Below are 24,737 nucleotides of genomic sequence, written 5' to 3' on the forward strand. Positions count from 1 at the left end.
GTGATCATGGGACTTTTCAACAGGAAGTCGTCGCAGGACCGTCAGGAAGAGGCTCTGCAGATGGCCGACGACATCGCCGCGGGCCGGGGCTTCATGGGCAAGATGACCAAGGCGTTCATGGGGAGCGAGTTCACCGAGGCCATGCAGCAGGCGACCTCGTCGATCCACCAGGCCGAGCACGTCGCGGCATTGCGGGCGGCCGGCGTGCCGACCCAGACCGTGACGGTGCTGGGGTTGCAGGACACGGGCCAGACGGTGAACGACAACCCGCACGTCGTGCTCACTCTGCAGCTCGGCGCGCAGGCGGTCGCGGTCCAGGCGCTCGTCTCCCGTCTCGAGATCCCGCGGGTGGGGGAGCAGGTGTTGGTCATGAACGACCCGCAGAGCGGCGCGCTGCTCTACGCCGGGCTCGCGCCACGGACCTGATCGCTCAGGCCGAGACCTCTCTGGGCGCTGTTACTCCGCCTGCAGCAGTGCGCTCACCCGGTACGGGATGACTTCGCGCAGGAACAGGCTCGTCGAGGTGCGGAGGATGCCGGGGCACAGGCGCACGACCTCGGCGACGCGGTAGAGGTCTTCAGGGCTCTTCGCGACGACGCGCAGCAGCAGGTCGGTGTCGCCGGCGGGGGCGAAGCACTCCAGCACCTCGGGGACCCCGCTGAGCGCGTCGATCGCGGCGGTGATCTGATGCTGATCGAGCTCGACCAGGATCGAGGCCGCGACACCGCGACCCAGTGCCTGCGGGAGGATGCGGGAGCTGTGCGCGCGCAGGTACCCGCCGGATTCGAGTCGGTCGAGCCGAGCATGCACTGTGCCGCGGGCGAGGTTCAGGTCCTGGGCGATCAGGGCCACGGGGCGCCGGGGGTCGGTGTCGAGGACCGTGAGGATCCTCCGGTCGGTCTCATCGAGGTTGGCCATTCCGATCACCGTCGCCTTCGTCGCGGGGTCGCGACTGATCGGATCGATCAATCAGAACTCACTCTATGGTCTGAATGATCGCCGTGTGTTGAGATGAGTGTCAGATACGCAGGATGTCGGTCACGAGCGGACACCACGCGCACTCGATCGCCGGGGCCACGAGCCGTACGAGCCGAGTGCAGACGGCGACGGGCCACGAGCCTCAGCCGGCCCCGTCCCCGCAGCAGCCTCGTTGAGCAAGGGGGCGGGGCAGGCACAATCCCCTGATGTCAGTATCGTCCGCGTGTCAGTCGTGGGGAACGAGCAGGCGCAGCTGAACCATGGCCGAGAACCGGGCTTCCGGATCGGTCAGATCGAGTCCGCTGATCTCCGACAGTCGGCGCAGCCGGTATCGGAACGTGTTGGGGTGCGTGTAGACCCGTGCCGCGGCCACCGCGACATCACCGAAGGCGTCGAGCCAGGCCCGCAGCGTCTCCACCAGATGCGTGCCCTTCTCCCTGTCCTGCGCCAACAGCTGCGCGACGGGACCGGTGGGCTGATCGCCGCGGGCCCGGACGAGGTCACCGAGCTCGACCAGCAGCGCCTCCATCTGCACGGCGGTGAACCGTGCGACGGGTTCGCGCGAGGGCGCCTGGCGGACCACCCGGAGCGCCCGGTCGGCGTTCGCGCGCGATGACGGGATGACGGCCGCGTCATCCGCCACGGTGCCGACGCCGATGCGGATCTCGCTGGTCGACCCGAGGCGTCCGAGGAAGTCGGTCGCTACGCGTGCGGCGCGGCTGTCCGCATCGCTGCGTTCGACGTCGGTGTCGGCATCACCCTGCTCAGGGCGGATGCCGACGACCGCGTACACGACGTTGCCGATGACTGCCACGGCCGAGCGGAGGTACACGGCACCGAGGTGCACGGCGAAGGCGTCGGCGATCCGCTGCCGCTCGGCCACTCCGCGGGCTCCGGCTGAGGGCTCGTCGTCGGCCTCCTCCGCGGCGGAAAGTGCGAGCACCACGCAGCGGTGATCGCTCAGACGCAGCCGGGCCGTGGCATCCGCAGCACCCGGCCCTCCCTCGAGGATCGTGGCGAGCAGGTCGGCACGCAGTCGGCGCTCGACGTCGGCACCCGCTCGCAGGCGCAGCATGTGCAGGGCCACGAGGCCGGCGGAGTCTTTGAGCGCCCGCACGCGATCGGGGGAGAGCGGCTCCTGCACCGCGGCCCAGATCGACCCGAGGATCTCATCGCCTGCGCGCACCGCCAGCGCGACGCGGGGGAAGGAGGGGAGGCCCTCGGTGTTGAGCACCGGACCCACGTCGATCGGATCCTCGCTACGGTACAGCTCCTGGAAGACGCCTCGCTCCTCGAGCTGGCGGGCGAACCGCTCGGGCACCTGCCGTCCGAGCACGGTCTCGATGCGCGCGGGGTCGGCTTCGTGCTGGCGCCCCGAGAAGGCGACGACCCGCGAGTTGCGGTCCTCGATCGTGACCGGGGCGTTCAGCAGGGTGGCGATCGCGTTCGCGAGGGCGAAGAGGTCGCCGGAGGGCATGCCACCCAGCGTCGTGGCCGCCTGATCGCCGACGTCGCCCTCGGCGATGAGCGACCGCAGCATCGCCGCCAGCTGCGCCCACGAAGCCCCTCGGGTGAGGGCGAGGACCGGGATGCCGGTGGCTTCGGCGGCTTCGCGGACCGGCTGCTCCGCCCGCACCGGGGCGCGCAGCACGAGGGCTGAGGCGTGCTGGGCGGCGAGGGTCCGCAACAGGTCTGCGATCTCGTCGGGATCGCTCAGTCCGACGCCGAGCACGAGTGCGCCTCGCATCGGCATCGCGTCGTCGAGGACGTCGTGGATGACGACCGTCTCGATCTCGGCGTCGTCGTCGACCGCACCGCTCACCACCTCGAGCAGGGTGTTGCCGAGGTCTTCGATGACCCGGCCGAGGCTGGCGCGGGGCCTGGTCGTCACTGACATGAGCACAGGGCCCAGGCTAGGGGGCGACCGCCGGTGGGGGAGCTGTGGGGCACGACGAAATCGTATCGACTCTTGGTCGATCTCGACAGGATCATCGTGCCCCACGAGGAGGTCAGTCCCCGTTCAGAAGGTGATCCACTCGGTGCGCACGGTCACGGCATCCAGCGCGTCCGGGTCGGGCGTGACGCCGATCCCGGGGCCTGTGGGAACCGTGAGCGTGCCGTCCTCGACGACGAACGGCTCGGTGATGTCGCGCGCGTAGTAGCGGCCGGACCCCGAGGTGTCGCCGGGGAGCGTGAATCCGGGGAGAGCTGCGAGCGCGACGTTCGCCGCGCGGCCGATCCCGGTCTCCAGCATCCCGCCGCACCACACCGGGATGTCGTTGGCCACGCACACGTCGTGGATGCGACGCGCCTCGAGGTAGCCGCCGACCCGGCCGGGCTTGATGTTCACGATCGAGCATGCGCCGAGCGCGATCGCATCCGCGGCGGCACGGGCCGAGACGATCGACTCGTCGAGGCACACCGGGGTCGTGATGGCCTTGGCGAGCTGCGCGTGACCGAGCAGATCCTCCTCGTCGAGCGGCTGCTCGATCAGCAGCAGGTCGAACGGGTCGAGCTTGGCGAGGTGTCGGGCATCACCGCGGTGGTAGGCGGTGTTCGCGTCGACCTGCAGCAGCACGTCGTCGCCGAAGCGCTCGCGCACCGCGCGCACGGGGTCGATGTCCCAACCCGGCTCGATCTTCAGCTTGATGCGCACGTACCCCTCGTCGAGGTAGCCGCCCACAGCATCGAGCAGTTCGGGGATGGAGTCCATGATGCCGACCGAGACACCGCAGCCGACCCGGTCGCGCACGGCTCCGAGTTCGCGCGAGAGCGGCACCCCGGCGGCCCGCAGCTCCGCGTCGAGGATCGCCAGCTCGACGGCGGCCTTCGACATCCGGTGCCCCTTGAACTTCGCGAGCGCCGGAGCGACTCCTGCGGCATCCAGGTCTTTCACCTGCGCGAGCGCCGGCAGCAGGAATCGGGTGATCACATCGACACTCGCCTCGACGTACTCGGAGGAGTACAGCGGGTCGTTCATCGCGACGCCCTCGCCCCAGCCCTCCGCCTCGTCGGTGACCGCCCTGACCACCAGCGCCTCACGCACGGTCTGCACGCCGAACGATGTCCGAAACGGCGACACCAGCGGCATCTCGATCACACGCAGCTCGAATCCGGTGAGCTTCATCCCTGTTCTCCTCTGTCGATGGTGTACGCGCCGGAACGGTCGAACGAGAGCACGCGCCCGCCACCCTCCAGCGATGATCCGAGCGTCTCGCGCAGCGCCAGACGCCAGGCGGTCGCCCGTGCGGGCTCGGTGAGGCGCAGGGTCTCGATGTCGCGCGGCAGCGCCACCCGCACGAGGCGCGCGTCGGTGCGATGCCGGAGCGGCCCGAGATCCTCGCCCACGCTGAGCAGCGGCTCGGCGGTGGCGATGTCTTCGCCCGCGACGGCCGGCTCCCCGTGACAGGCGGCGACGACCCGGGGATCGCGCACATACCAGGTGACCAGCATCCGGTCGGTGTCGTCGGCCCCGTTGAGGGCATCGGCCATGTGTCCGTAGAAGTTGCGGTGGTACGACGTCGGCGTCGCGGCCAGCTTCACGAGGTTGAAGTGCGCGTTCCGGCTGATGAGCGGATCGAACGTCCAGGAGATCTCGTCGAGCCCCTCCTCCATCGCCCAGGCGCGCTGATGCACCTTCAGGGCGAAGCCGACGCTGCGCCCGCGCATCCGTGAGGAGACGCCGGCGATGTGACTGTGCAGGGCGCGCTGATCGGGGGCAGCGAAGAACCCGAAGCAGGCGCCGACCAGCTCGTCGTCCTCGAACGCCCCGCCCACGTAGCTGCCGGCCTTCGACAGTGCGCGCAGCGTCTCGACGTTCACGGGCGAGTTCTCGCCCTCCTTGGTCCAGATGCTCTGGAACAGGTCGGCGACCCTGGCGAAGTCGCCCACATCCTCGAGCAGTCGGATCTCCACCCCCGCCATCGACGCGGCAGCGCTCGCCGCATCGGCGGCCTCCTGCGGTGAGGCGCTGAAAGCTGCGGCATCCGTCATGCTCATGCCCTTCCTCCGGCCGGCGCTTCTCGACCGGCCAGCGCCGAGGAGATCAGTCCCTGCAGCAGCAGGATGCGCTCGGGGATCATCGCGACGACCACGTGCTCGTCGTCGGCGTGCGCGCCGCCACCCACCGCACCCAAGCCGTCGAGGGTCGGCACGCCGATTCCGGCGGTGAAGTTGCCGTCGGAGGCTCCGCCCACCGCGACGCCCGCGAACGGCGCCAGTCCGACGCTCTCGGCGATCGTCACGGCCTTGGCGAAGAGCTCCGCCGAGGAGTCGGGCTCCATCGGCAGACGATTCGCGCCGCCCTCCACGCGCACGGACGCGCCGGGGAGCGTGGCCGGGATCGCGCGGAGAGCCGCATCGACCCTCGCCTGCTCCGCGATGGTGCGCACGCGGACATCGATCGCGAACTCCGCCGCTGCCGGCACCGTGTTCGTGGTGCTGCCGGCCCGCACGAGCGTGGGGGTCACGCTGGTGCCCACGGCTTGATCACCGAGCTCGGCGATCGCGAGGAGAAGGTGGGCCGTCTCGATCGCGGCGTTCACCCCGCGTTCCGGTTCCAGCCCGGCGTGAGCCGCCCGGCCGGAGACATGCACCCGATAGAGCGACACGCCCTTGCGCGCGATCTTCACAGCTCCGCCGTCGGCCGAGGCCTCGAGCACGAAGGTCGCGGCGCAGCCGAGCGCCTCCTGCTCGATCAACGTGCGCGAACTGGGGGAGCCGAGCTCCTCGTCGCCCGTGATCAGGATGCTGACGCCGGTGCGATCAGGCAGCGCCGCCACGGCGTGCAGGGCCATCACGACGCCGGTCTTCATGTCGAAGCATCCGGGGCCACGGAGCACGCCGTCTTCGATGCGGAACGGCAGCCGCTGCAGCGAGCCGAGCGGCCAGACGGTGTCGTGGTGTCCGAGGACCAACACGGCGGGCTCGCCGAACCGCCAACGCAGGTGCGTGCGTCCGTCGATCACGATGCGCTCGGGCCCGACGCCCAGCAGCCGTTCGCCGAGGCTTGCGACGACCTCGGCGCTCCGGGCGACCGCGTCGAGGTCGTCGGACGGCGACTCGCAGGAGACGAGGGTCTCGATGTCGGCGAGAACCAGGTCGAGGTCCACGTCCGCCTGCACGGTCATCACGACACCTTCGGCGCCGCGCGGACACCGTGGTGCAGATAGCGCTCGCCACTGGGCAGGGAGTAGAACACCACGGCATGCCAGGCCTGCTCGCCCTCCGTGCGCATCACGAACTCGCCGGCGCGGACAGGCACCAGCGGATGCTCCTGCACCGGGTCGGGGAGGAGGGCCGCGAGGGGTCCGTTGAGCGTCGTGCGCATGCGCAGCCCGTCGTCGTCGCGGAAGATCTCGGTGCGCACGCCCGCCCGATCGTAGACGCCCTCGTACTCCGAGAAGTCATCGGCGAAGGGCTCTTCCGGCGGAACGAGACCGGCGGGGATCTGCAGGTCAGCGACCTCGGCGAAGATCTCTCCGAACAGCGCGTCGTACAGGTCGCGGGTGTTGCCGCCGTTGGAGAGCAGGGTTACGGCCACGCCCTCATCGAGGAGGATGCGCAGGAACGACGACTGTCCGATCGTGTTGCCGTCGTGGCCGATGAGCTTGCGACCCTCCCAGTCGAAGAGGATCCAACCGATGCCCCAGCTGTCGCCGATCGAGTACGGGTCGGGCACGTCGACCTCGTGCTGCTGCATCCGTCGCACGCTGGCTTCGGAGAGCACCCGGGTGCCGTCGGCGGCGAGCCCGCCGGTCAGGTGCATCCTGGCGAATGCGAGCACATCGGCGGTCGTCGAGTTGATGAGACCGGCCGGCCCCATCGAGCGCGGGAGCATCCAGGCAGGCGCGAGGGTCGGGCCGTCGTCGCCGACCTCGGTGTGACCGCTCGCGGCCCGGAACATGATCGCCTCCTCCGGGAGGGTGCAGGAATGCGTGAGCCCGAGCGGGGTGAAGAGCTGATCGCGCATCGCCTGGTCCCAGCTGGTGCCGGTGATCTTCTCGATCACCCGTCCGGCGAGCACGAATCCCGAATTGCAGTACGACATGGTCGCACCCAGCGGGTGGTTCTGGGCGACGCCGTCGAGCAGTGCGACGTACTTCTCGAGCGTGTCGTCGCCACGGCCGGTGTCGGTGAAGACATCGCCGTCGATCCCGCTGGTGTGGCTGAGCAGGTGGCGCATCGTCACGGTGCGGGTGACCTCGGGGTCGGAGGAGGAGAACTCCGGCAGGTAGTCGACGATCGGGGCGTCGAGGTCGAGCTTGCCCTCATCGACGAGCCGCATCACCACGGACGCGGTCCACACCTTGCCCATCGAGCCGATCTGGAACACCGAGTCGTCGGTCGCCTGGATGCCGGTGCGCACGTTGAGTATGCCGTGATGCGCATATACGGGTTCTTCGCCGAGGCGGAGGATGCCCAGCGTCGCACCCGGAACCTTGTGGGCTTCGGCCAGAGCACTGAGCCGCTGCTGCCAATGCCGGGCATCGAGGCGCGCGCGCACGGGCTTGCCGGCGGGCGGTGCGTACTGCTCGACCCAGTCGATCACGCGTTGCGAGTAGTCGGCACGGTGCGAGGGCGGGCCGGAGAGCAGGAACAGGTGCGAACCACCGGGGTAGAGCACGAGCCGCGTCGGCACCCCGCGCTCGCGCAGTGCGGTGAACCACTGCTCGGCCTGGCCGACGGGGCAGCGATCGTCGGCCGCGCCCTGCAGGATGAGCGTCGGCGTGTCGACCTGGTCGACCTGAGTGAACGGCGACTGCGCCGAGATGCGCTCCTCGTCGCGCCACGGCAGACCGCCGTTCTCCTTCGCCGAGAGGTAGTGGCCGAAGTCGGAAGTGCCGCCCATGGAGAAGAGGTCGGTGACCACGCCTCCGCCCACAGCCGCGGCGAAGCGGTCGTCGCGAGATGTGAGGAAGCAGGTCATGAAGCCGCCGTAGCTGTAGCCGGTGACGGTCAGTCGTGTCGGATCGGCGATGCCCTCGGCCACCAGCTGGTCGATCGGCTCGAGGAAGTCGTTCACGTCGTTGACACCCCAGCCGCCGGACACGGCGGAGAAGAACGCGTCGCCGTAGCCGTCGCTGCCACGGGGGTTGAGGGTGAGGATGGCCCACCCGCGACGCGCGAGCACCTGGTGATAGGGATGGATGAGGTCGGCGGCGCCGTTCCACGAGTTGTGCGGACCGCCGTGGATGTCCAGCAGCAGCGGCAGAGGACCGGTGGCATCGGGATCGCGCCGCAGCCACCCCGTGACGACCGTGCCGTCGGAGATCGTGAAACGGCGTTCCTCGGCGGGGACGAGGTCGAAGTCGGGGGTGCCGTACTCGGTGAGCACACGCGTCGTCCCGTCGGCGAGGTCCACGAGCGCGATGTCACCGAACGACTCCGGGGTGGCGAGCACGATCGCCGCGGAAGAGGAGGCTACCGACAGGCCGGAGACGTTCGCGGTGCCGTCGACGAGCGAAACGGCGCCGGTACCGTCCTGCGAGACGCGGTACACGTGCGAGTACCCGTTGTCGCGCAGGCAGAACACGATGTCCCCGGTGTCCGCGAACTGCGGCATCCCGCCCGGGTAGCCGGGGCCTCCGGGCATGACGTTGCGGTCGAGCTCGCCCGTGAGGTCCAGCGCCTCACCGCCGTCTGTCGGGAACAGCAGGAGACCGGCGTTGCCGACCTCGGTGTCGGTGCGTCCGGCTGCGACGACATGGCGTCCGTCCGGAGTCCAGCCCACGGCCGTCGCCTGCACGTCTGCGGCGCTGACCCGCACGGCCTCGCTGTTCGGGTCGGTCGAGGAGCGCACGAACACCGGGATCCGCATCGTCAGATCCGCGTCGTCGTCGGTGCTAGTGGAGTAGGCGAGGAGAGTGCCATCGGGCGACCAGAACGGGTCGGAGGCGTGGGAGCGTCCGTGGGTGAGCACTGTGACTTTGCCGGAGGAGACATCGAGCACGTGCAGCTGCTGCACGAGGGTGCCCAGGTTCCCGGCGCCGTCGGCCTTGTAGCCGAGGCGATCGGTCGCTGTCGGTGCCGAGCGGCGAGCGAGGATCGTGTCGGCGCCCTCGCCGGGGAGGGCTGCGCTGTCGACCGGGGCGGTGAAGGCGATTCGAGTGCCGTCAGGGCTCCAGGCCGGTGCTCCCGCGCCGAGCGGAAGATTCGTGAGCCCGCGCGCCTCGCCGCCGGCTGCCGGGAGCACCCAGATCTGCGCCGGCCCGTCTTGAGCCCGCAGGAACGCGAGCTGCGAACCGTCGGGGCTCCACACCGGGGTCGAGTCCGCGGTCGCGTGGGTCAAGACAGCGGGGGTTCCGCCGGCTGTCGGCACCTGCCACAGTGCGCGCGTTTCGCGGTCGCCGTCGCGGTCGGTCGTCCGCAGCACGAAGGCGATGCGGGTGCCGTCCGGAGACAGCGTCGGCTGCTCGGGCGTGCGGACGGAGAGCAGTTCGTCGACGGTGACGCGGTTCATGAGAGCTCCAATCGGATGGTCAGTTCACTCTGTCCGCTGAGAGCGGTGACCGTGTTGTGGTCGCGGCCGAAACCAGGGGGATGCTTTGGGAGGTGGGCACAGTTCCGAGTGCGGCGTCGGCATGCGTCCCGGCGAAATGACAGGCCGCACCCGCCGTACCAGAGGGCAGCGGAGGGTCCGCGATCACGCAGATCTGGCGGTCGGGTCGTGCGGCCGGACCGATCGGGCAGCGCGGGTGGAAGCGGCATCCGCTGGGCGGCGCGTGCGGATCGGCGGGCTCGACATCGACGGGTGCGAGCGGGTCGACCGCCAGCAGGTTCCCGTGCCGGGTGGGCGCGGCCTGGAGCAGATCCCGCGTGTACGGGTGCTGCGGGTCGGCGAGCACCTGCTCGGTGGGCCCGAACTCGACGATGCGCCCGAGGTACATCACCGCGACGTGATCGCTCAGATACCGCACGACCGAGAGGTTGTGCGAGATGAACAGCATCGTGAGGTCGAGCTCGCCACGCAGCTCCCGCACGAGGTTGAGCACCGAGCCCTGCACGGAGACGTCGAGCGCCGAGGTGATCTCGTCGGCGATCACGACCTCGGGCCGGGCGGCGAGTGCTCTGGCCAGGGCGATGCGCTGACGCTGCCCGCCCGAGAGCGCGGACGGGAGCGCCTGCGCGCGGTCGGCGTCGAGGCTGACGAGGTCGAGCAGACGGGCCACCTCGGCGCGTCGGGCCACTGCACCGCGGATGTCGCGGGGGAGGGCCTCGGCGATCGACTCGCCGATCGTCATGCGCGGGTCGAGCGAGGAGAAGGGATCCTGGAACACCATCTGGATCGGACGGCGACGGCGGAAACTGCGCACATCCACGCCGTCGAGCGTGATCGAGCCCTCGCTGATCGGGGCGAGGCCGATCGCCGCGCGGGCCAGCGTCGATTTGCCCGACCCTGACTCGCCTACGAGTCCTACGACCGATCCGGACGGGACGACGAGGGAGACATCGTCGACGGCGGTGAGACCTGCCCGATGCGTGCCGTAGCGCACGCTGACCTGCTCGAAACGCAGTTCGCTCATCGCAGCACCGTCTCTTCCTCTTCTGCGGCCGTCTCATCAGCAACCGTCTGATCAGCAGCCGTGGCGATCGTCACCGGCACCGGTGCCTCGCCGCTGATCGGATGCCAGCAGGCGACCCTGTGCCCTTCGGCATCCGCCACGAGCTCGGGGTCGCTCTCGCGGCAGACGTCGGTGGCGAGCGGGCAGCGGGCGGCGAATGCGCAGCCGACCGGGAAGGCGCCTGGTGCGGGTGGACGACCGGGGATCATCTTGAGCGGCTCGTTGCGGTCGGCGTCGAGCTCGGGCACGACCTCGAGCAGGGCCCGGGTGTACGGGTGCCGCGCGTCGGTGTGCAGCGTCGCCGCCGGCAGGTCCTCCACGATGCGGCCCGCGTACATCACGAGCACCCGGTCGCAGGTCTGCGCGACCACGGCGATGTCATGGCTGATCAGCAGGATCGCGGCGCCGGTGTCGCGGCGCACTCCGGCGAGGAGCTGCAGGACCTGGCGCTGCACGGTCACATCGAGTGCGGTGGTGGGCTCGTCGGCGATGATCAGCCGCGGATGGTTCATGAGGCCCATGGCGATCATCGCCCGCTGCCGCATGCCGCCGGAGAACTCGTGCGGGTACTGGTGGGCGCGGCGGGCGGCTGCAGGCACCCGCACCGACTGCAGGCGTTCGATCGCCCGGTCCATGGCCTGCTTCTTCGTGATGTCCTGGTGCTCGGACGCGGCTTCGGCGAGCTGCGATCCGATCCGCCTGGTCGGATTGAACGAGGTCATCGGGTCTTGGAACACCATCGCGAGCGAGGTGCCGAGGAGGCTCCGTACCGCGCGGTCCGACGTGGTCAGCAGCGGGGTGCCGCAGAAGTCCAGCTGGGCGGCGTCGACGTGGCCGGGGCGTTCGATGAGCCTGGCAGCGGCGAGGGCTGTGAGGCTCTTGCCCGATCCGGATTCGCCGACGACGCCGATCGCCTCGCCGCGCGAGACGGTGAACGAGACGCCGCGCACCGGGGTGACCCAGCCGGAGGGGGTGGGGAAGGAGACGCGCAGGTCGTCGACGAGGAGCACCACTTCTTCACCGTCGACCTGCGCGGGCTTGGCTGCGCCGGGGAGCGCGATGGCGGGGAGGCGATGGCTGCGACGCGCCGATCGTCCGCCGAGGGCTGCGGCCGCGGTCTCGCCGAGGAGGTTGAACGCGAGTCCGGCGATCACGACGGCCACGGCGGGTCCGAGGGCTGCCGCAGGGTTCAGGTAGATGCGGTTCAGGCCCTCGCCGAGCAGGCGACCCCAGTCGTATTCGGGTACCTGCACGCCCAGGCCCAGGAAGGACAGGCCGGCGAAGGCGAGCAGTGCTGAGCCCGCCGCGACAGTCGCGTTCACGATGAGCGGCTCGCCGATGTTCGGCAGGATGTGCCGAATCAGGATGCGAAAGCGCGAGACCCCGGCGACCTGTGCGGCGGAGATGAAGTCGCGGCCCGCGATCGCCGCCGACAGGGTCTGGGTGAGCCTGGCGAACTGCGGAGCCATCGCGAAGCCGATCGCGAGCACGGCGCCCGTGGAGCCGACCCCGAAGATGACCGCGAAGAACAGGGCGAGCAGGAGGCCGGGGAAGGCGACCGCGATGTTGACGAAGCCGACGATCGGGCGCCCGACCCAGCGGGGGAGCACCGACGGCGCGGTGCCGAGCAGGGTTCCGGCGACGACGCCGATGACCACGGCGATCACGGCGAGCACCACGGAGAGCCGGGTGGCGACCAGCACGCGGGCGAGCACGTCGCGTCCCAGAGTGTCGGTGCCGAGGAGGTGCGCGGCGCTGGGTCCCTGGGTGATCTCGGCGGGGTTGACCTGCTCCGCCTGGGCACCCCAGATGATCGGGGCGAAGATCGCGCCGAGAGCGACCAGCAGCACCAGCGCGAGGGCGGTGATCCCCAGTGGCGACCGGACGATACCTGACCATGCCGTGCGTGCCGACATCATGCCTCCCTGATGGTGGATCGCGGGCTCGGGGAGATGGCGTCGATACCTGACCATGCCGTGCGTGCCGACATCATGCCTCCCTGATGGTGGAGCGAGGATCGAGGAGCGCGAGGATCACGTCGATCACGAGGTTCACGACGAGTACGCCGACGCCGTAGACGAGCACGATGCCCTGCACGACCGAGTAGTCCTTGGTGAGGATCGACTGCACGATCATGGTGCCAAGGCCCGGCCAGGCGAAGACGTTCTCGACCAGCACGGTGCCGGCGACCATGCCCGTGAGGAGGAGCCCGGTGAGGGTCAGCGTCGCGGTCATGGCGTTCGGCAGCGCGTGGCGCGAGTAGATGCGGTGCGGGGCGAGTCGCTTGGCGCGTGCGGTGCGGATGAAGTCCTGGCCGATCACCGAGAGCACCTCGACCCGGATGATGCGCGAGAACACGGCGATCGGTCCGACCGCGAGTGCGAGCACGGGGAGGACGAGCGAGAGCGGGGCGGTGTTGCCTGCCACCGGGAACCACCCGAGCGAGACGGCGAACACGTAGACGAGGCCGACGGCGAGGAGGAACTCGGGGATGGCGGCCAGGATCACCGACCCAGTGGCGAACGCCAGCTCGAGGCCGCGTCGTCGGCCGCCGCGAGTGGCGACGGCCATGGTCACCCCGAGGGGGACGGCGACCAGCAGCACCAGCACGACCGCGAGCAGGGCGAGCTGCAGAGTCGCGGGGAGCCGGGTGGCGATGATCTCGGACACCGGCTGGCTGGTGATCATGGACGTGCCCATATCGCCGGTGAACAGCCCGCCGATGTAGCGGAAGTACTGCACGATGAGCGGCTGGTCGAGGCCGAGTGCCGCGCGCCTGGCCTCGACGAGCTCTGCCGGGGCGTTCAGCCCGAGGGCTGCGCGCACCGGGTCGCCCGGCACGAGATGGATCATGAGGAAGGCAGCCGTGACCAGCACCCACACCGAGAGGACGAACTGCCCTCCGCGACGGACCAGGAAGGACACCCAGGGGTTGTCCGACCGTGCGGATCTGATCAGTATCGCCTGCGTGGCGGTGGTGCTGGCCATCGGCTGTCTCCGGTCTTCGGTTTACTCGTACATGCGGATCGACGTGGGGTCGATGCCGTCGCCCTCGGTGAAGGTCGCCCTGGTCGCGAAGGTCATCCGGGAGATGTTCGCGTACGGCACCACGCTGGTCGTCTCGAACAGTGCTTCCTCGGCGGCGGCCCAGTCGTCGCAGCCCTCGCTGCCGGCCTTGGTGGATGCGGTGGTGACGGCCTCCGTGTAGTCCGGGTTGTCGATGGAGGCGAAGTTGGTGCCGTTGGGCGGGGTCGGTCCGGAGTAGAACGGCACGAGCATGCTCGGCAGCGAGACCGTCAGCGGCGCGGCGGAGATATCCCAGTCGCCCGTCGAGAAGAGCACTTCGCTGAGGGTCGGCGAATCGACGGCGGTGACGCTGATGTCGACACCGAGGTCCTTCCAGGCGGCCTGGGCGAGTTCGGCCGCGGCGTTGCCGGCGTCTCCGAGCTGCGAGGAGTAGATCATCCGGAGGGTGAGAGTCTTGCCTTCCTTCGAACGCACCCCGTCGGATCCAGCCGTCCAGCCGGCATCGTCGAGGGCTGCGGCCGCCGCGTCGACGTCGAGCTCGGGGAGGTGCCCCGAGACGGTGTCGGCACGGCACGGGTTGGGGGATACGGTGACGAGCCCCGTCGGCACGGTGGCCTTGCCGCTGCCGATGACCTGACGCATCTGGTCGAGGTCGAGGGCCTCCATCAGGGCGTCGCGCACGGCCTGGTCGGCCGTGGGCCGTCCTTCCGCCTGGTTGAAGGTGAAGGATCCGCCCGGGGTCTCCATCGACGTGTGGAAGAGCCCCGCGTCCTCGACGCGTGCAGTGTCGGGGCCGATCACCGTGGCCGCGTTGACCTCGCCGGAGAGAAGCAGGTTCGTGGCGGTGGTCTCGTTCGGGACCACGCGGAAGACCACGCTGTCGGGCAGGCCCTTCTGCTTCGGGTCCCAGTCGCCCGGACCCCAGGCGAAGTCGTCCCGTCGCGTGAGGGTGTACTGGCTGTTGGGCGCTATCTCGGTCATCGTGAACATGCCCGTCGATCCTTCGCCTTTCGCGAGGGCGTCGGGGTCGTCGATCACCGTGCCGCACACGATCGAGATGCTGCCGATGTTCTCGATCAGGAACGAGTCGGGGTGCCCGCTGGTGACGGTGACGGTGCCGGCCTCATCGTCGCCGACCGCCGCGGTCCCCGGCTGCACCTGCAGCCCGACCAGTGGCGAGCCGTTGGCCGGGTCGCCGATGTGGGTGATGTTCGCCGCGACGTCGGTCGCCGTGAGAGGCGTGCCGTCCTCGCAGGTGAGACCGTCGCGCAGCGTGAAGGTCGCAGTGGTCGTGTCGGCCTCCCACGACTGGGCGAGGCCGGAGGTGATGCTGCCGTCCTCCATCACCTCGACCAGGCGGGCGTAGAGGAACCGGTCGATCGAGCGGGCGACCGACATCACGGTGACGAACGGATCCAGGCTTCCCGGATCGGTCGAGATCACCGATGTGAAGGTCTTGCCGTCGGCGAGAACTCCGTCGGTGCTGTCACCTCCGCCGGGAGGGGCGCCGGCGGCGCAGGATGTCAGGGCGAGCGCCGCAGCGCCGAGCAGCGCGATCAGCGGGGTACGAGAACGCATCAGAAGCCTCCAGCAGTGTTCGGGATGGTGCAGGGTGATTGCGGGATGGTGCAGCGGAATGGTGCAGGGGTGGGTGGTGCGGGTCAGACGGTCTGTGCGCGCAGGTGCTCGACGGCGGCGAAGGCCGCACGGCCGATCGAGGCGTCGACGAGCGGCTGCCGGTCGGCGAGCGATCCGGCGCGGGTGAACACCGCCACTGCGTACTGGCGCCCATCGGGATAGGTCACGACGCCGGCCTCGTTGCGCCAGGTGGGCAGTGTGCCGGTCTTCGCCGCGAGGCTGACCTCGCCGGGGAACCCGGAGGTCAGCCGATGCGGCCAGATCTGCAGAGCCATGATGTCTCGTGCCTGGCGGCAGGCGTCTGCCGGTGCCGCGGTGTCGGTCCACAGTGCGTTCAACAGTGTCGCCACCTCACGCGGGGTGGAGTGCGAGGTCTTGAGTGGATGCACCGCGTCGAGCGCGAGGATCTGCTCAGCGGTCGCGCCTTCGAGCAGTTCGTCCAGATCGCTGTCGGCATCACCGCCGAGGTCGGCGACCACGGAGGCGAAGAGGTCTTCGCAGCATCCGATGAGGCGCGTCTTCTGAAGACCCAGATCGCTGACGACCCGGTTCACGGCGTCGGCGCCGAGGCGGTGATAGATCACGTCGGTGGCCGCGTTGTCGCTCATCGTCATCATGTTCAGCGCGAGATCACGCCAGCTCGCCTCGACATCGTCTGCGAAGCCGGCTGTGCCCACACCGCCGATGCGGTAGCGGGCCGTCACGGTGGTGCGCTCGGTCGGGTCGAGGTCACCGGCGGCGACGGCTCGGACGAAGGCGGTGAGCACCAGGATCTTGAAGACCGACGCGAGCACCACCGGCTCGTCGGCACCCGCGTTCACCTCGGGGCCGTCGACGACACCGATCTGTCGCGCGTGCAGGAAACCCGTGGCCCCGGCATCCGCGAAGATCTCGGCGATGTCCTGTCCGATGTCCGACGTGGTCGCCGTGGCCACGGTCATGCGCCGACCCGACGGTCGGCGCGTCCGGTGTGAAGGTACAGAGCACGCCCCGAGCCGTCGTCGCCCACGAACGCGTGCGGCATGTGCATGCCGTTCTGTGGTTCACGGGGGATGAGGGTGTCTCCCTCCCAGCCGACGAGTTCGACGGGCTCCGGCGCCGGGCCGAGCTCGGCGAAGATTCCCTTCATGGTGCGCTCGAGCCAGATACGACCGTCGTCGTCGATCCGGACCGTCGAGTCCGACACCGACGAGGAGTAGCTGCCGAGGATCCGCTCCACGTCGACCGCGACGGGCGACGCCGGGATCGCCGGCAACGCAGGCATAGTGACCCCGGCGAGAGCGGCGAGCACCTTCGCGGTGATCGCGTGGTACGCGTCGACGGTCCGCCCGCCGTTCGTGAGGATCGCGACGGCGACGCCGGCGGACGGGACCATGCGCAGGAACGCGTTCTGGCCGATCGTGCCGCCGTCGTGGCCGATCACCGGCCCGCCGTCCCAGTCGAAGATCTCCCAGCCGAGACCCCACGCGTCGCCCATGATGCCGAGCTCGGGGAGATCGACCTGACGCTCTTGCATCGCGCGGACGCTCTTCTCGGACAGGATGCGGGTCCCGTCGGGGGCGACACCGCCGTCCAGGTGCATGCGGGCGTAGCTCACGAGGTCGCGCGCCGTCATGGCGAGCATCGACCCGGCAGGGGCGTTCGAGCGCACGAGGCTCCAGACGGGCGCGGGGACCGGCTCGTCGCTGCCCTCGGCGGGGATGTGCCCGAGGGCTGCCCGGAACATGATCGCCTCGGAGGCCGTGGTCGCCACGTGCGTGAGCCCCAGAGGAGTGGCGAGGTGCGTGCGCAGCGCCTGGTCGTACGAGGTGCCGCGCAGCACTTCGACGATGCGACCGAGCACGACGAATGCGGCGTTGTTGTACGAGAAGCGCTCGCCGGGGGTGAAGAGCTGCGGGGCATCGGCGATCGTTGCGAGGTACTTCTCCACGGCGTCATCGCCCATCCCGGTGTCGTTGAACAGGTCGCCCTCGAACCCGCTCACGTGGCTCAGCAGCTGTCGAGCGGTGATCGCGCTCGCCGCGGCGTCGTCGCCGATCGCGAACGCGGGGACGGTATCGCGCACCGGGGCGTCGAGGTCGAGCAGGCCCTCATCGACGAGCTGCATGATGAGCGTCGCCGTCCAGGTCTTCGTGATCGAGCCGATCTGGAAGACCGAGTCCTCGTCGGCTTCGACGCCGGTGTTGCGATTGAGGATCCCGGCGGCGGTGGTGAAGATCTCGCCACCGGCCAGGATCGCGACGGATGCTGCAGGGATATGCGCGTCGGCCAGCATCGTGGGAAGGTTCTCCCGCACCCAGCTGCCGATTTCGTTCAGGTCGGACACGTGCGCTCCTCTTCGTCGAGTGGCCGTCGTCTTCGGGGCGACGGCGATGGGGCCGAGACTATTCGCGTGTTCCGTCGACTCGTTGGTGCCCGACGACGAGACTTGCGCAGACGTTGGTTCGTCCGGACGAAGGATCCCGCTCCGGCGGATTCCTGGTCAGGCGTCTCCGCGCACGGGGCGCCCCGGCAGAGCATCGGTCACGATCTCGCCGCCGCGCACCACGGGAGCGCCGTGCACATACAGCTGGCGGACGCCTCGCGAGGGACGGGTCGGGTCGGTATAGGTGGCACGGTCGGTGAGGGTCGCCGGGTCGATGACCACGATGTCGGCATCCGCTCCGACCGTCAGATGCCCCTTGCCCCGCATGCCGGATGAGACCTCGTCGAGCACGCGTGCCGGCAGGAAGGAGCAGCGGCGGAACGCCTCGAGCCAGCTCCAGGTCGCGCTCTCGAGGACCATCAGACGCAGCGACTTCGTGAAGGTCCCTGCCGTGCGCGGGTGGGTGTGCCCGCCGGCGGGCAGCGGCCACTCGCGCTGCTCGTACACCGTGCGTCCGTCGCTGCCCGTCCAGGAGATCGGCATCGCATCGCTCGCGACGATCGAGTCGGGGTAGGCGAGGGCTCGGTGCAGATGCGCGCGGTCGAAGGGGTCGGCCTCGTCCAGGAACGTCACGATGCAGGTCGCCCCCGGATCGGTCGCGCGCACTTCGCGCAGTCTCGCCTCGTCGGCGATGCGCTCGCCGGTGTCGACGAGCACGAGAGAGCTCGGTGTGATGCCGAGACCAGCGAGCTTCTCCGGGGCGAGGAAGAAGGCCCCGATCGCGGTACTGCCCGCGCCGTAGGGGTACGCCTCGACGGTGACGCGGGAGCCGGCGGCACGGCTCCGGTCGAGGAGGGCGAGCACACGGTCGACGTGGCGCAGCGAGGTGCTGTTGACGTGGCAGTGGTGCATCGCGGCTCCGGTCTCGGCTGCGGCGCGGACCAGCTCCTCAGACCCGTCGATCGGGGTGCGCGGGTCGGCCTCGATCAGTTCGCGCACGTGTGTGAAGGTCGGGGCGTGCGCGGCGGCGGCCAGGCGGGAGAGATCGAGATACTCGTCCGGATCGGAGCGCGGTGCGTAGCCCATGAGCACCCCGATCCCGAGTGCGCCGGCACCGAGCTCGTCTTCGAGCAGGCCCAGCCAACGTCGGCGTTCGGTGGGGGAGGAGGCCCGTTGCCAGTCCGGCTTGCCGAGCAGGTCCATCGACGCCGTGAAGTCGGCGACGGGTACCCGGTCGAGGTGGGCGTACGCCCGTGCCTGCGACCAGGAGGCGGAGAAGCCGTAGTTCAACGGTCGCCCGTCGGCAGCGGCCCGCGCGAGCGCCTCGGCGATCGGCATCAGCCCTGCTTCGAGATCGAGCGCGGTGGTGACACCGTCCATCGCCTGCAGCCGCTGCCCCGCGATCGAGTGCACGTGGCTGTGCAGGTCGACGAAGCCCGGTCCGACGATCAGGCCGGAGACGTCGACGACCTCGGCATCGGTCGGTGCCGTGAGTCCGTCGCCGAGAGCGGCCACGCGTCCGTCCGCGATCAGGAGGTCGGTGATCCGGTCGGTTTCGGTCTTCGGGTCGATGACGCGCCCGCCGCGCAGCAGAGTGTCCACGCTGTCACCATGCCATGCAGGACGGGCCCGTTCCGGTGCCGTCGGACGAAACCAGGCGGTCGTTCCGGTGCCGACGCACAACCCGGTCTGGGAGGACCCGATCGCCGAGAGGTGCACGCAGCAGCCGCGACAGACATAATGTAGTGGGGATGTGACCGTGCACACGCAAGGAGGCAAGTGATGTCCACCGCCTCCGAGCGTGCGCGGTTGCCGAGTATCCGCGACGTCGCGCGACTCGCCGGGGTCTCGCATCAGACCGTGTCCCGAGTGCTCAACGATCATCCGAGCATCAGGCCCGAGACGAAGGCCAAGGTTCTCGATGCGATCTCGGTGCTCGACTACCGGCCGAACCTCGCCGCCCGCGCTCTGGTCACCAGCAAGTCCAACATGCTGGGGATCCTGTCCGCGACGATCGGGGAGTTCGGTCCGACCTCGTCCATCGCCGGCATCGAGGACGCGGCGCGTGAAGAGGGCTACTCCGTCTCGACCCTGAACCTCGCCGATACGACGCCGGAGGCCATCGGCAATGCGGTGCGCCAGCTGTCGCGCGAGCAGGTCGACGGGATCGTCGTGCTCGCCCCGCAGGTGCGGGTGTTCCATGTGCTTCGCGGCATGTCCGTCGACATGCCTTTCGTGACCCTGCAGACGGCATCGGGCTCGGACGGAGTGAGTCTGTCGGCCGACCAGGTGGCGGGCGCCAGGGCGGCCACGGAGCATCTGATCTCGCTCGGCCACAGCGATATCCTGCATCTGGCCGGGCCTCAGGATTGGATCGAGGCGGAGTCGCGCATGCGCGGATATCTCGACGGCCTGCGCGAGGCCGACCTGCCGACGTTCCCGCCCATCCGCGGCGATTGGACGGCGGACTTCGGCTATTTCGCGGGCAAGGAGCTGTCGCTCCGGCGGGACTTCACGGCGGTCTTCGCCGCGAACGACCTGATGGCGATCGGGTTGCTGCACGGCTTCCGCGACTCCGGGTTGCGGGTCCCGCACGACGTGAGCGTCATCGGGTTCGACGACATCCCGGTCGCCGCCCACGTCGCACCGACGCTCAGCACCGTGCACCAGGACTTCCCCGAGCTCGGGCGGCGTGCCGTGCGCATCCTCCTCGCGCAGATCCGCGGCGAACAGTTGCCGGAGTTCGGTCCGCTGCAGACCATCGTGCGTGCGCGCGAGTCCGCCGCGTCGAGATAGCGCTTCGCGACGGGACCGCTCCCAGCATTTTCGCTCGGATGCATCACGGTAGCGACACGAAATCGGCGCGCGGACTTGACAGAGGATCGTCGTGAGTGGACGATGTAATCCAATGTGAACGGTCACATCGAAGGTGACCGCACGTCGCGAGGAAAGATCCGTGAGCACCACAGCAACGTTGCCTACCGTGTCAGGCCCCATCTTGGAGATGCGCAGCATCACCAAGGAGTTCCCAGGGGTCAAGGCACTCGCCGACGTCTCGATCACCGTCCGCGCTGGGGAGATCCATGCGATCTGCGGCGAGAACGGTGCCGGGAAGTCGACTCTGATGAAGGTCCTGTCCGGGGTGTACCCGTACGGCACCTACGACGGAGAGATCCTGCTCTACGGGGAAGAGCAGCGCTTCAAGGACATCGTCGCCAGCGAGCAGGCCGGCATCGCGATCATCCACCAGGAGCTGGCGCTGATCCCGGAGCTCTCCGTCACCGAGAACATCTTCCTCGGCAACGAGATCCAGCACCTCGGCCGCATCGACTGGCAGGCGCAGAAGGAGCGGACGATCGAGCTCCTCGCCCGGGTCGGGCTGAGTGAAGACCCCGACGCGCAGATCAAGACCCTCGGCGTCGGCAAGCAGCAGCTGATCGAGATCGCGAAGGCGCTCAACAAGGACGTCAAGCTGCTGATCCTCGACGAGCCGACCGCAGCCCTCAACGAGAACGACTCGCAGCACCTGCTCGACCTGATCCTCGGGCTCAAGGCCAAGGGCATCGCGTCGATCATGATCAGCCACAAGCTCAACGAGATCGAGCAGATCGCCGACGAGATCACGATCATCCGTGACGGTCGCACCGTCGAGACGCTCGACATCTCCCGTGGCGAGATCAACGAAGACCGCATCATCCGCGGGATGGTCGGCCGCTCGCTCGAGAGCCGGTACCCCGATCGCACGCCCGAGATCGGCGAGGTGTTCTTCGAGGTCAAGGACTGGTGGGTGCAGCATCCGACCGTTCCCGAGCGCATGGTCGTCAAGGGATCGAGCATCAACGTGCGCCGTGGCGAGGTCGTCGGTATCGCCGGCCTCATGGGCGCAGGGCGCACCGAGTTCGCGATGAGCATCTTCGGCCGGTCGTACGGCTCGTTCCTCTCCGGCACTCTGATCAAGGACGGTCAGGAGATCGCCCTGTACGACGTGGCATCGGCGATCAAGCACGGGCTGGCGTACGTCAGCGAGGACCGCAAGGTACTGGGGCTCAACCTGCTCGACACGATCAAGCGGTCGGTCGTCGCGGCCAAGCTCTCCAAGATCGCCAAGCGCGGCGTCGTCGATTCGCGTGCCGAGTTCGCGGTCGCCGAGGAGTACCGCAAGGCGCTCCGCATCAAGACCCCTTCCGTCGAAGAGGGCGTCGGCAAGCTCTCCGGCGGAAACCAGCAGAAGGTCGTGCTGGCGAAGTGGATGTTCACCGACCCCGACCTGCTGATCCTCGACGAGCCCACCCGCGGTATCGATGTCGGCGCCAAGTACGAGATCTACGCGATCATCAACCAGCTCGCGTCGCAGGGCAAGGGCGTCATCGTCATCTCCAGCGAGCTGCCCGAACTCCTCGGCATCTCCGACCGCATCTACACCGTCTTCGAAGGTCGGGTCACCGACTGCATCCCGGCCGATCAGGCGACACCTGAGGACCTCATGCGCAGCATGACCTCCGCGACCCAGAAAGCATCCGCATGACCACCGAAACCACCGCCACGAAGCGCGGCTTCCACTTCAAGGACATCACGAAGATGTTCGGCGGCGGCCAGTCGACCCTCCGCCAGTTCGGCATCCTCGGCAGCCTCGTCGTGATCCTGGTCGTCTTCCAGGTGCTGACCTGGATCTTCAAAGGTCAGGGACTCACGCTCTCGTCGGGCAACCTGATCAACGTCGTCAACCAGTACTCCTACATCCTGATCCTCGCGATCGGCATGGTGATGGTCATCATCATGGGGCACATCGATCTGTCGGTCGGATCGGTCGCGGCGTTCACCGGCATCGTCGTCGCCAAGGCCATGGCGGACTGGGATCTGCCGTGGCCGCTGGCTATCCTCCTCGGTCTCGGCGTAGGCGTGCTGGTGGGTGCCTGGCAAGGATTCTGGGTCGCCTATGTCGGGGTGCCCGCATTCATCGTGACGCTGGCGGGCATGCTCTTCTTCCGTGGTGCGAACCAGTGGGTCGGCGACTCGCAGTCGATCCCCATCCCGGAGGGGTTCAAGGTCATCGGCGCCGGCTACCTGCCCGAGCTGTCGTTCATCCCCGTGCCGTTCAACGTGTTCACGATGGTCCTCGCCCTGATCGGTGTGCTGTGGATCGTCATCTCGGAGATCCGCACCCGCCGCGCGCAGGCAAAGATGGGCTCGGACATGGCGCCCCGCTGGGTGAGCATCACGAAGGTCGTGCTGATCTCGGCCGTGATCCTCATCGCGGGGTGGCTGTTCGCTACAGGGCGTGAAGGGACCAGCTTCCCGATCTCGGGCGTCATCCTGCTCGCCCTCGTCATCCTCTACTCGTTCATCACGAACAACACCGTGTTCGGCCGCCACATCTACGCCGTCGGTGGCAATCGCCAGGCGGCGCGTCTGTCGGGCGTGAAGGACCGCTGGGTCGACTTCTTCGTCATGATGAACATGTCGGTTCTCGCCTCGCTCGCTGGAATGATCTACGTGGCCCGCGCCACGGCCTCCGGTCCGCAGGACGGCAACGGTTGGGAGCTCGACGCCATCGCCTCGGTCTTCATCGGTGGCGCCGCCGTCTCGGGCGGCATCGGCACCGTGATCGGGTCGATCATCGGTGGTCTCGTGATGGCGTTCCTCAACAACGGACTCGCGCTGCTCGGCGCCGGCGCTGACGTGGTCTCGATGATCAAGGGCCTCGTGCTCCTGTTCGCGGTCGGTGTCGACGTCTGGAACAAGCAGCAGGGCCGCCCCTCGATCATCGGGTTCCTGACGCGACGGTTCGGTCGCAAGGAAGACCCCGCACTCGAGACTTTCGACCCGAAGGCCAATTACCCCACCAGCCAGAAGTACGAAGCCCCCGCCGTCGACGAGACGCGCGGAAAGTAGGGGTCGAGTCGCGCACCGCACACGCGCCTGGACCTTCACACACCAGAGAAAGAGATCACATGAAGAAGATTCTTCTGTCGGCGACAGCGCTTGTCGTCGCGGGCGCCTTCGCCCTCACCGGCTGCTCCTCGGAGCGCGGCGGTGACACCGGTTCCGGATCGGGAGACGAGGCCAAGGGCTTCGCCGCCGACGCCACGATCGGCGTCGCCCTTCCGGACAAGACCTCCGAGAACTGGGTTCTCGCCGGTCAGCTGTTCACCGATGGTCTGAAGGAGGCCGGCTTCAAGGCCGACGTGCAGTACGCGCCGGCCAGCAACACGGTCGCCGAGCAGCAGAACCAGATCCAGGCGATGGTCACCGGTGGCGCCAAGGTCATCATCATCGGTGCGAAGGACGGCAAGCAGCTGTCGACGCAGGTCGAGGCAGCCCGCGACGCCGGCGTCACCGTCATCGCGTACGACCGTCTGATCGAGAACACCGAGGCCGTCGACTACTACGTCGCGTTCGACAACTTCAAGGTCGGCCAGCTGCAGGGGCAGGCGCTGCTCGACGGTCTCGCTGAGCGCGCAGGCCACGAGGCGCCGTACAACATCGAGCTGTTCTCGGGCTCGCCGGACGACGCCAACGCGCCGGTGTTCTTCAACGGCGCGATGGAGGTTCTCCAGCCGAAGATCGATGACGGGACGCTGAAGGTCGTCTCCGGCCAGACCGAGATCGCGCAGACCGCGACCGAGGGCTGGAAGCCGGAGAACGCGCAGCGCCGTATGGACTCGCTGCTCACCTCCTCGTACGGTTCCGAGACGCTCGACGGCGTCCTGTCCCCGAACGACACCCTCGCCCGCGCCATCATCACCTCGGTGCAGGGTGCAGGCAAGCCGGTCCCGGTCGTCACGGGTCAGGACTCCGAGGTCGAGTCGGTCAAGTCGATCATGGAGGGCATCCAGTACTCCACGATCAACAAGGACACCACGCTCCTCGTCGAGCAGTCGATCAAGATGGTCGGCCAGCTCCAGAAGGGCGAGGAGGTCGACGTCAACGACACCGAGCAGTACGACAACGGCAAGAAGATCGTCCCGTCGTACCTGCTCGACCCGATCATCGTCACGAAGGAGAACGCGGCTGAGGCTTACGCCAACGTCCCGAGCCTCCTCGAGATCGTGAAGTCGTACCAGTAACAGAAGCAGTACCCGCAGCACCGAGCGAGCCGTCCAGACCTCCAGGTCCGGGCGGCTCGTTCGCGTGTGTGCGCCGGACCCAGGTGCGAGTCCTTCGGA

General features: G+C 68.8%; 18 protein-coding genes. 5 read left to right on the forward strand and 13 right to left on the reverse strand.

All coding sequences use genetic code 11. From position 1 onward, the window contains the following. Positions 1-6 precede the first annotated feature (6 nt). Entirely contained in the window at positions 7-426 is a 420-nt protein-coding gene (locus tag ACIQTX_RS08090; protein WP_028504011.1) for a hypothetical protein, read from the forward strand. 30 nt (positions 427-456) lie between these two features. Here ACIQTX_RS08090 and ACIQTX_RS08095 read toward each other — a convergent pair whose 3' ends face one another. From ACIQTX_RS08095 to ACIQTX_RS08155, 13 genes are all read right to left on the reverse strand, one after another. Continuing rightward, complete coding sequence (locus tag ACIQTX_RS08095; protein WP_028504010.1) at positions 457-918, reverse strand: Lrp/AsnC family transcriptional regulator; 462 nt, start codon at positions 916-918, stop codon at positions 457-459. Between the two features lie 286 nt (positions 919-1,204). After that, entirely contained in the window at positions 1,205-2,875 is a 1,671-nt protein-coding gene (locus tag ACIQTX_RS08100; protein WP_402971019.1) for a helix-turn-helix domain-containing protein, read from the reverse strand. Positions 2,876-2,998: 123 nt separating this feature from the next. Further along, a complete protein-coding gene (menC, locus tag ACIQTX_RS08105) occupies positions 2,999-4,105 on the reverse strand; it encodes an o-succinylbenzoate synthase (protein WP_402971022.1) in 1,107 nt (368 codons plus the stop codon). Continuing rightward, complete coding sequence (locus tag ACIQTX_RS08110) at positions 4,102-4,977, reverse strand: GNAT family N-acetyltransferase (RefSeq protein WP_402971025.1); 876 nt, start codon at positions 4,975-4,977, stop codon at positions 4,102-4,104. The genes menC and ACIQTX_RS08110 overlap by 4 nt, the downstream gene beginning before the upstream one ends. Then, positions 4,974-6,107, reverse strand: a complete 1,134-nt coding sequence (locus tag ACIQTX_RS08115; protein ID WP_402971028.1) for a M20 family metallopeptidase — start codon at positions 6,105-6,107, stop codon at positions 4,974-4,976. Before ACIQTX_RS08115 ends, ACIQTX_RS08110 begins: the two co-directional genes overlap by 4 nt. Beyond that, entirely contained in the window at positions 6,107-9,439 is a 3,333-nt protein-coding gene (locus ACIQTX_RS08120) for a serine hydrolase (protein WP_402971031.1), read from the reverse strand. The genes ACIQTX_RS08115 and ACIQTX_RS08120 overlap by 1 nt, the downstream gene beginning before the upstream one ends. Positions 9,440-9,458: 19 nt before the next feature. Continuing rightward, the gene (locus ACIQTX_RS08125; protein WP_402971034.1) at positions 9,459-10,502 is read right to left on the reverse strand and encodes an ABC transporter ATP-binding protein; all 1,044 of its coding nucleotides are present in this window, start codon (positions 10,500-10,502) and stop codon (positions 9,459-9,461) included. Continuing rightward, positions 10,499-12,460, reverse strand: a complete 1,962-nt coding sequence (locus ACIQTX_RS08130) for a dipeptide/oligopeptide/nickel ABC transporter permease/ATP-binding protein (RefSeq protein ID WP_402971037.1) — start codon at positions 12,458-12,460, stop codon at positions 10,499-10,501. Before ACIQTX_RS08130 ends, ACIQTX_RS08125 begins: the two co-directional genes overlap by 4 nt. 70 nt (positions 12,461-12,530) lie before the next feature. Continuing rightward, positions 12,531-13,529, reverse strand: coding sequence for an ABC transporter permease (locus tag ACIQTX_RS08135; protein WP_402971040.1), 999 nt, complete (start codon positions 13,527-13,529; stop codon positions 12,531-12,533). 21 nt (positions 13,530-13,550) lie between these two features. Next, the gene (locus ACIQTX_RS08140) at positions 13,551-15,146 is read right to left on the reverse strand and encodes an ABC transporter substrate-binding protein (RefSeq protein ID WP_402971043.1); all 1,596 of its coding nucleotides are present in this window, start codon (positions 15,144-15,146) and stop codon (positions 13,551-13,553) included. An 83-nt stretch (positions 15,147-15,229) separates the two neighbouring features. Further along, entirely contained in the window at positions 15,230-16,147 is a 918-nt protein-coding gene (locus ACIQTX_RS08145) for a serine hydrolase (RefSeq protein ID WP_402971046.1), read from the reverse strand. Then, positions 16,144-17,532 carry a serine hydrolase domain-containing protein gene (locus tag ACIQTX_RS08150; protein ID WP_402971049.1) on the reverse strand — a complete coding sequence of 463 codons (1,389 nt, stop codon included), beginning with the start codon at positions 17,530-17,532 and terminating at the stop codon, positions 16,144-16,146. Before ACIQTX_RS08150 ends, ACIQTX_RS08145 begins: the two co-directional genes overlap by 4 nt. Before the next feature lie 156 nt (positions 17,533-17,688). Continuing rightward, complete coding sequence (locus tag ACIQTX_RS08155) at positions 17,689-19,173, reverse strand: amidohydrolase family protein (protein ID WP_402971052.1); 1,485 nt, start codon at positions 19,171-19,173, stop codon at positions 17,689-17,691. 180 nt (positions 19,174-19,353) lie between these two features. Between ACIQTX_RS08155 and ACIQTX_RS08160 the strand changes: the two genes are divergently transcribed. From ACIQTX_RS08160 to ACIQTX_RS08175, 4 genes are all read left to right on the forward strand, one after another. Next, complete coding sequence (locus tag ACIQTX_RS08160; protein WP_028503962.1) at positions 19,354-20,367, forward strand: LacI family DNA-binding transcriptional regulator; 1,014 nt, start codon at positions 19,354-19,356, stop codon at positions 20,365-20,367. Positions 20,368-20,575: 208 nt separating this feature from the next. Continuing rightward, on the forward strand, positions 20,576-22,096 hold the full coding sequence (mmsA, locus tag ACIQTX_RS08165) for a multiple monosaccharide ABC transporter ATP-binding protein (protein WP_402972985.1): 1,521 nt from the start codon (positions 20,576-20,578) through the stop codon (positions 22,094-22,096). After that, positions 22,093-23,463, forward strand: a complete 1,371-nt coding sequence (gene mmsB / locus ACIQTX_RS08170; protein ID WP_028503960.1) for a multiple monosaccharide ABC transporter permease — start codon at positions 22,093-22,095, stop codon at positions 23,461-23,463. The genes mmsA and mmsB overlap by 4 nt, the downstream gene beginning before the upstream one ends. Before the next feature lie 59 nt (positions 23,464-23,522). After that, positions 23,523-24,638 carry a sugar-binding protein gene (locus ACIQTX_RS08175; RefSeq protein ID WP_028503959.1) on the forward strand — a complete coding sequence of 372 codons (1,116 nt, stop codon included), beginning with the start codon at positions 23,523-23,525 and terminating at the stop codon, positions 24,636-24,638. The last annotated feature ends 99 nt before the right edge of the window (positions 24,639-24,737 follow it).

The organism is Microbacterium sp. NPDC090281, assembly GCF_044769635.1.
Classification (GTDB): domain Bacteria; phylum Actinomycetota; class Actinomycetes; order Actinomycetales; family Microbacteriaceae; genus Microbacterium.

Excerpts from the sequence above, each read along its gene's own strand:
- ACIQTX_RS08160 (WP_028503962.1), top strand. The coding sequence starts at position 19,354 with ATGTCCACCGCCTCCGAGCGTGCGCGGTTGCCGAGTATCCGCGACGTC.
- ACIQTX_RS08130 (WP_402971037.1), bottom strand. The coding sequence starts at position 12,460 with ATGATGTCGGCACGCACGGCATGGTCAGGTATCGTCCGGTCGCCACTG.
- ACIQTX_RS08110 (WP_402971025.1), bottom strand. The coding sequence starts at position 4,977 with ATGAGCATGACGGATGCCGCAGCTTTCAGCGCCTCACCGCAGGAGGCC.
- ACIQTX_RS08120 (WP_402971031.1), bottom strand. The coding sequence starts at position 9,439 with ATGAACCGCGTCACCGTCGACGAACTGCTCTCCGTCCGCACGCCCGAG.
- ACIQTX_RS08100 (WP_402971019.1), bottom strand. The coding sequence starts at position 2,875 with ATGTCAGTGACGACCAGGCCCCGCGCCAGCCTCGGCCGGGTCATCGAA.
- ACIQTX_RS08140 (WP_402971043.1), bottom strand. The coding sequence starts at position 15,146 with ATGCGTTCTCGTACCCCGCTGATCGCGCTGCTCGGCGCTGCGGCGCTC.
- ACIQTX_RS08090 (WP_028504011.1), top strand. The coding sequence starts at position 7 with ATGGGACTTTTCAACAGGAAGTCGTCGCAGGACCGTCAGGAAGAGGCT.
- ACIQTX_RS08175 (WP_028503959.1), top strand. The coding sequence starts at position 23,523 with ATGAAGAAGATTCTTCTGTCGGCGACAGCGCTTGTCGTCGCGGGCGCC.
- ACIQTX_RS08125 (WP_402971034.1), bottom strand. The coding sequence starts at position 10,502 with ATGAGCGAACTGCGTTTCGAGCAGGTCAGCGTGCGCTACGGCACGCAT.
- ACIQTX_RS08135 (WP_402971040.1), bottom strand. The coding sequence starts at position 13,529 with ATGGCCAGCACCACCGCCACGCAGGCGATACTGATCAGATCCGCACGG.
- mmsA (WP_402972985.1), top strand. The coding sequence starts at position 20,576 with ATGCGCAGCATCACCAAGGAGTTCCCAGGGGTCAAGGCACTCGCCGAC.
- ACIQTX_RS08115 (WP_402971028.1), bottom strand. The coding sequence starts at position 6,107 with ATGACCGTGCAGGCGGACGTGGACCTCGACCTGGTTCTCGCCGACATC.
- menC (WP_402971022.1), bottom strand. The coding sequence starts at position 4,105 with ATGAAGCTCACCGGATTCGAGCTGCGTGTGATCGAGATGCCGCTGGTG.
- mmsB (WP_028503960.1), top strand. The coding sequence starts at position 22,093 with ATGACCACCGAAACCACCGCCACGAAGCGCGGCTTCCACTTCAAGGAC.
- ACIQTX_RS08095 (WP_028504010.1), bottom strand. The coding sequence starts at position 918 with ATGGCCAACCTCGATGAGACCGACCGGAGGATCCTCACGGTCCTCGAC.
- ACIQTX_RS08145 (WP_402971046.1), bottom strand. The coding sequence starts at position 16,147 with ATGACCGTGGCCACGGCGACCACGTCGGACATCGGACAGGACATCGCC.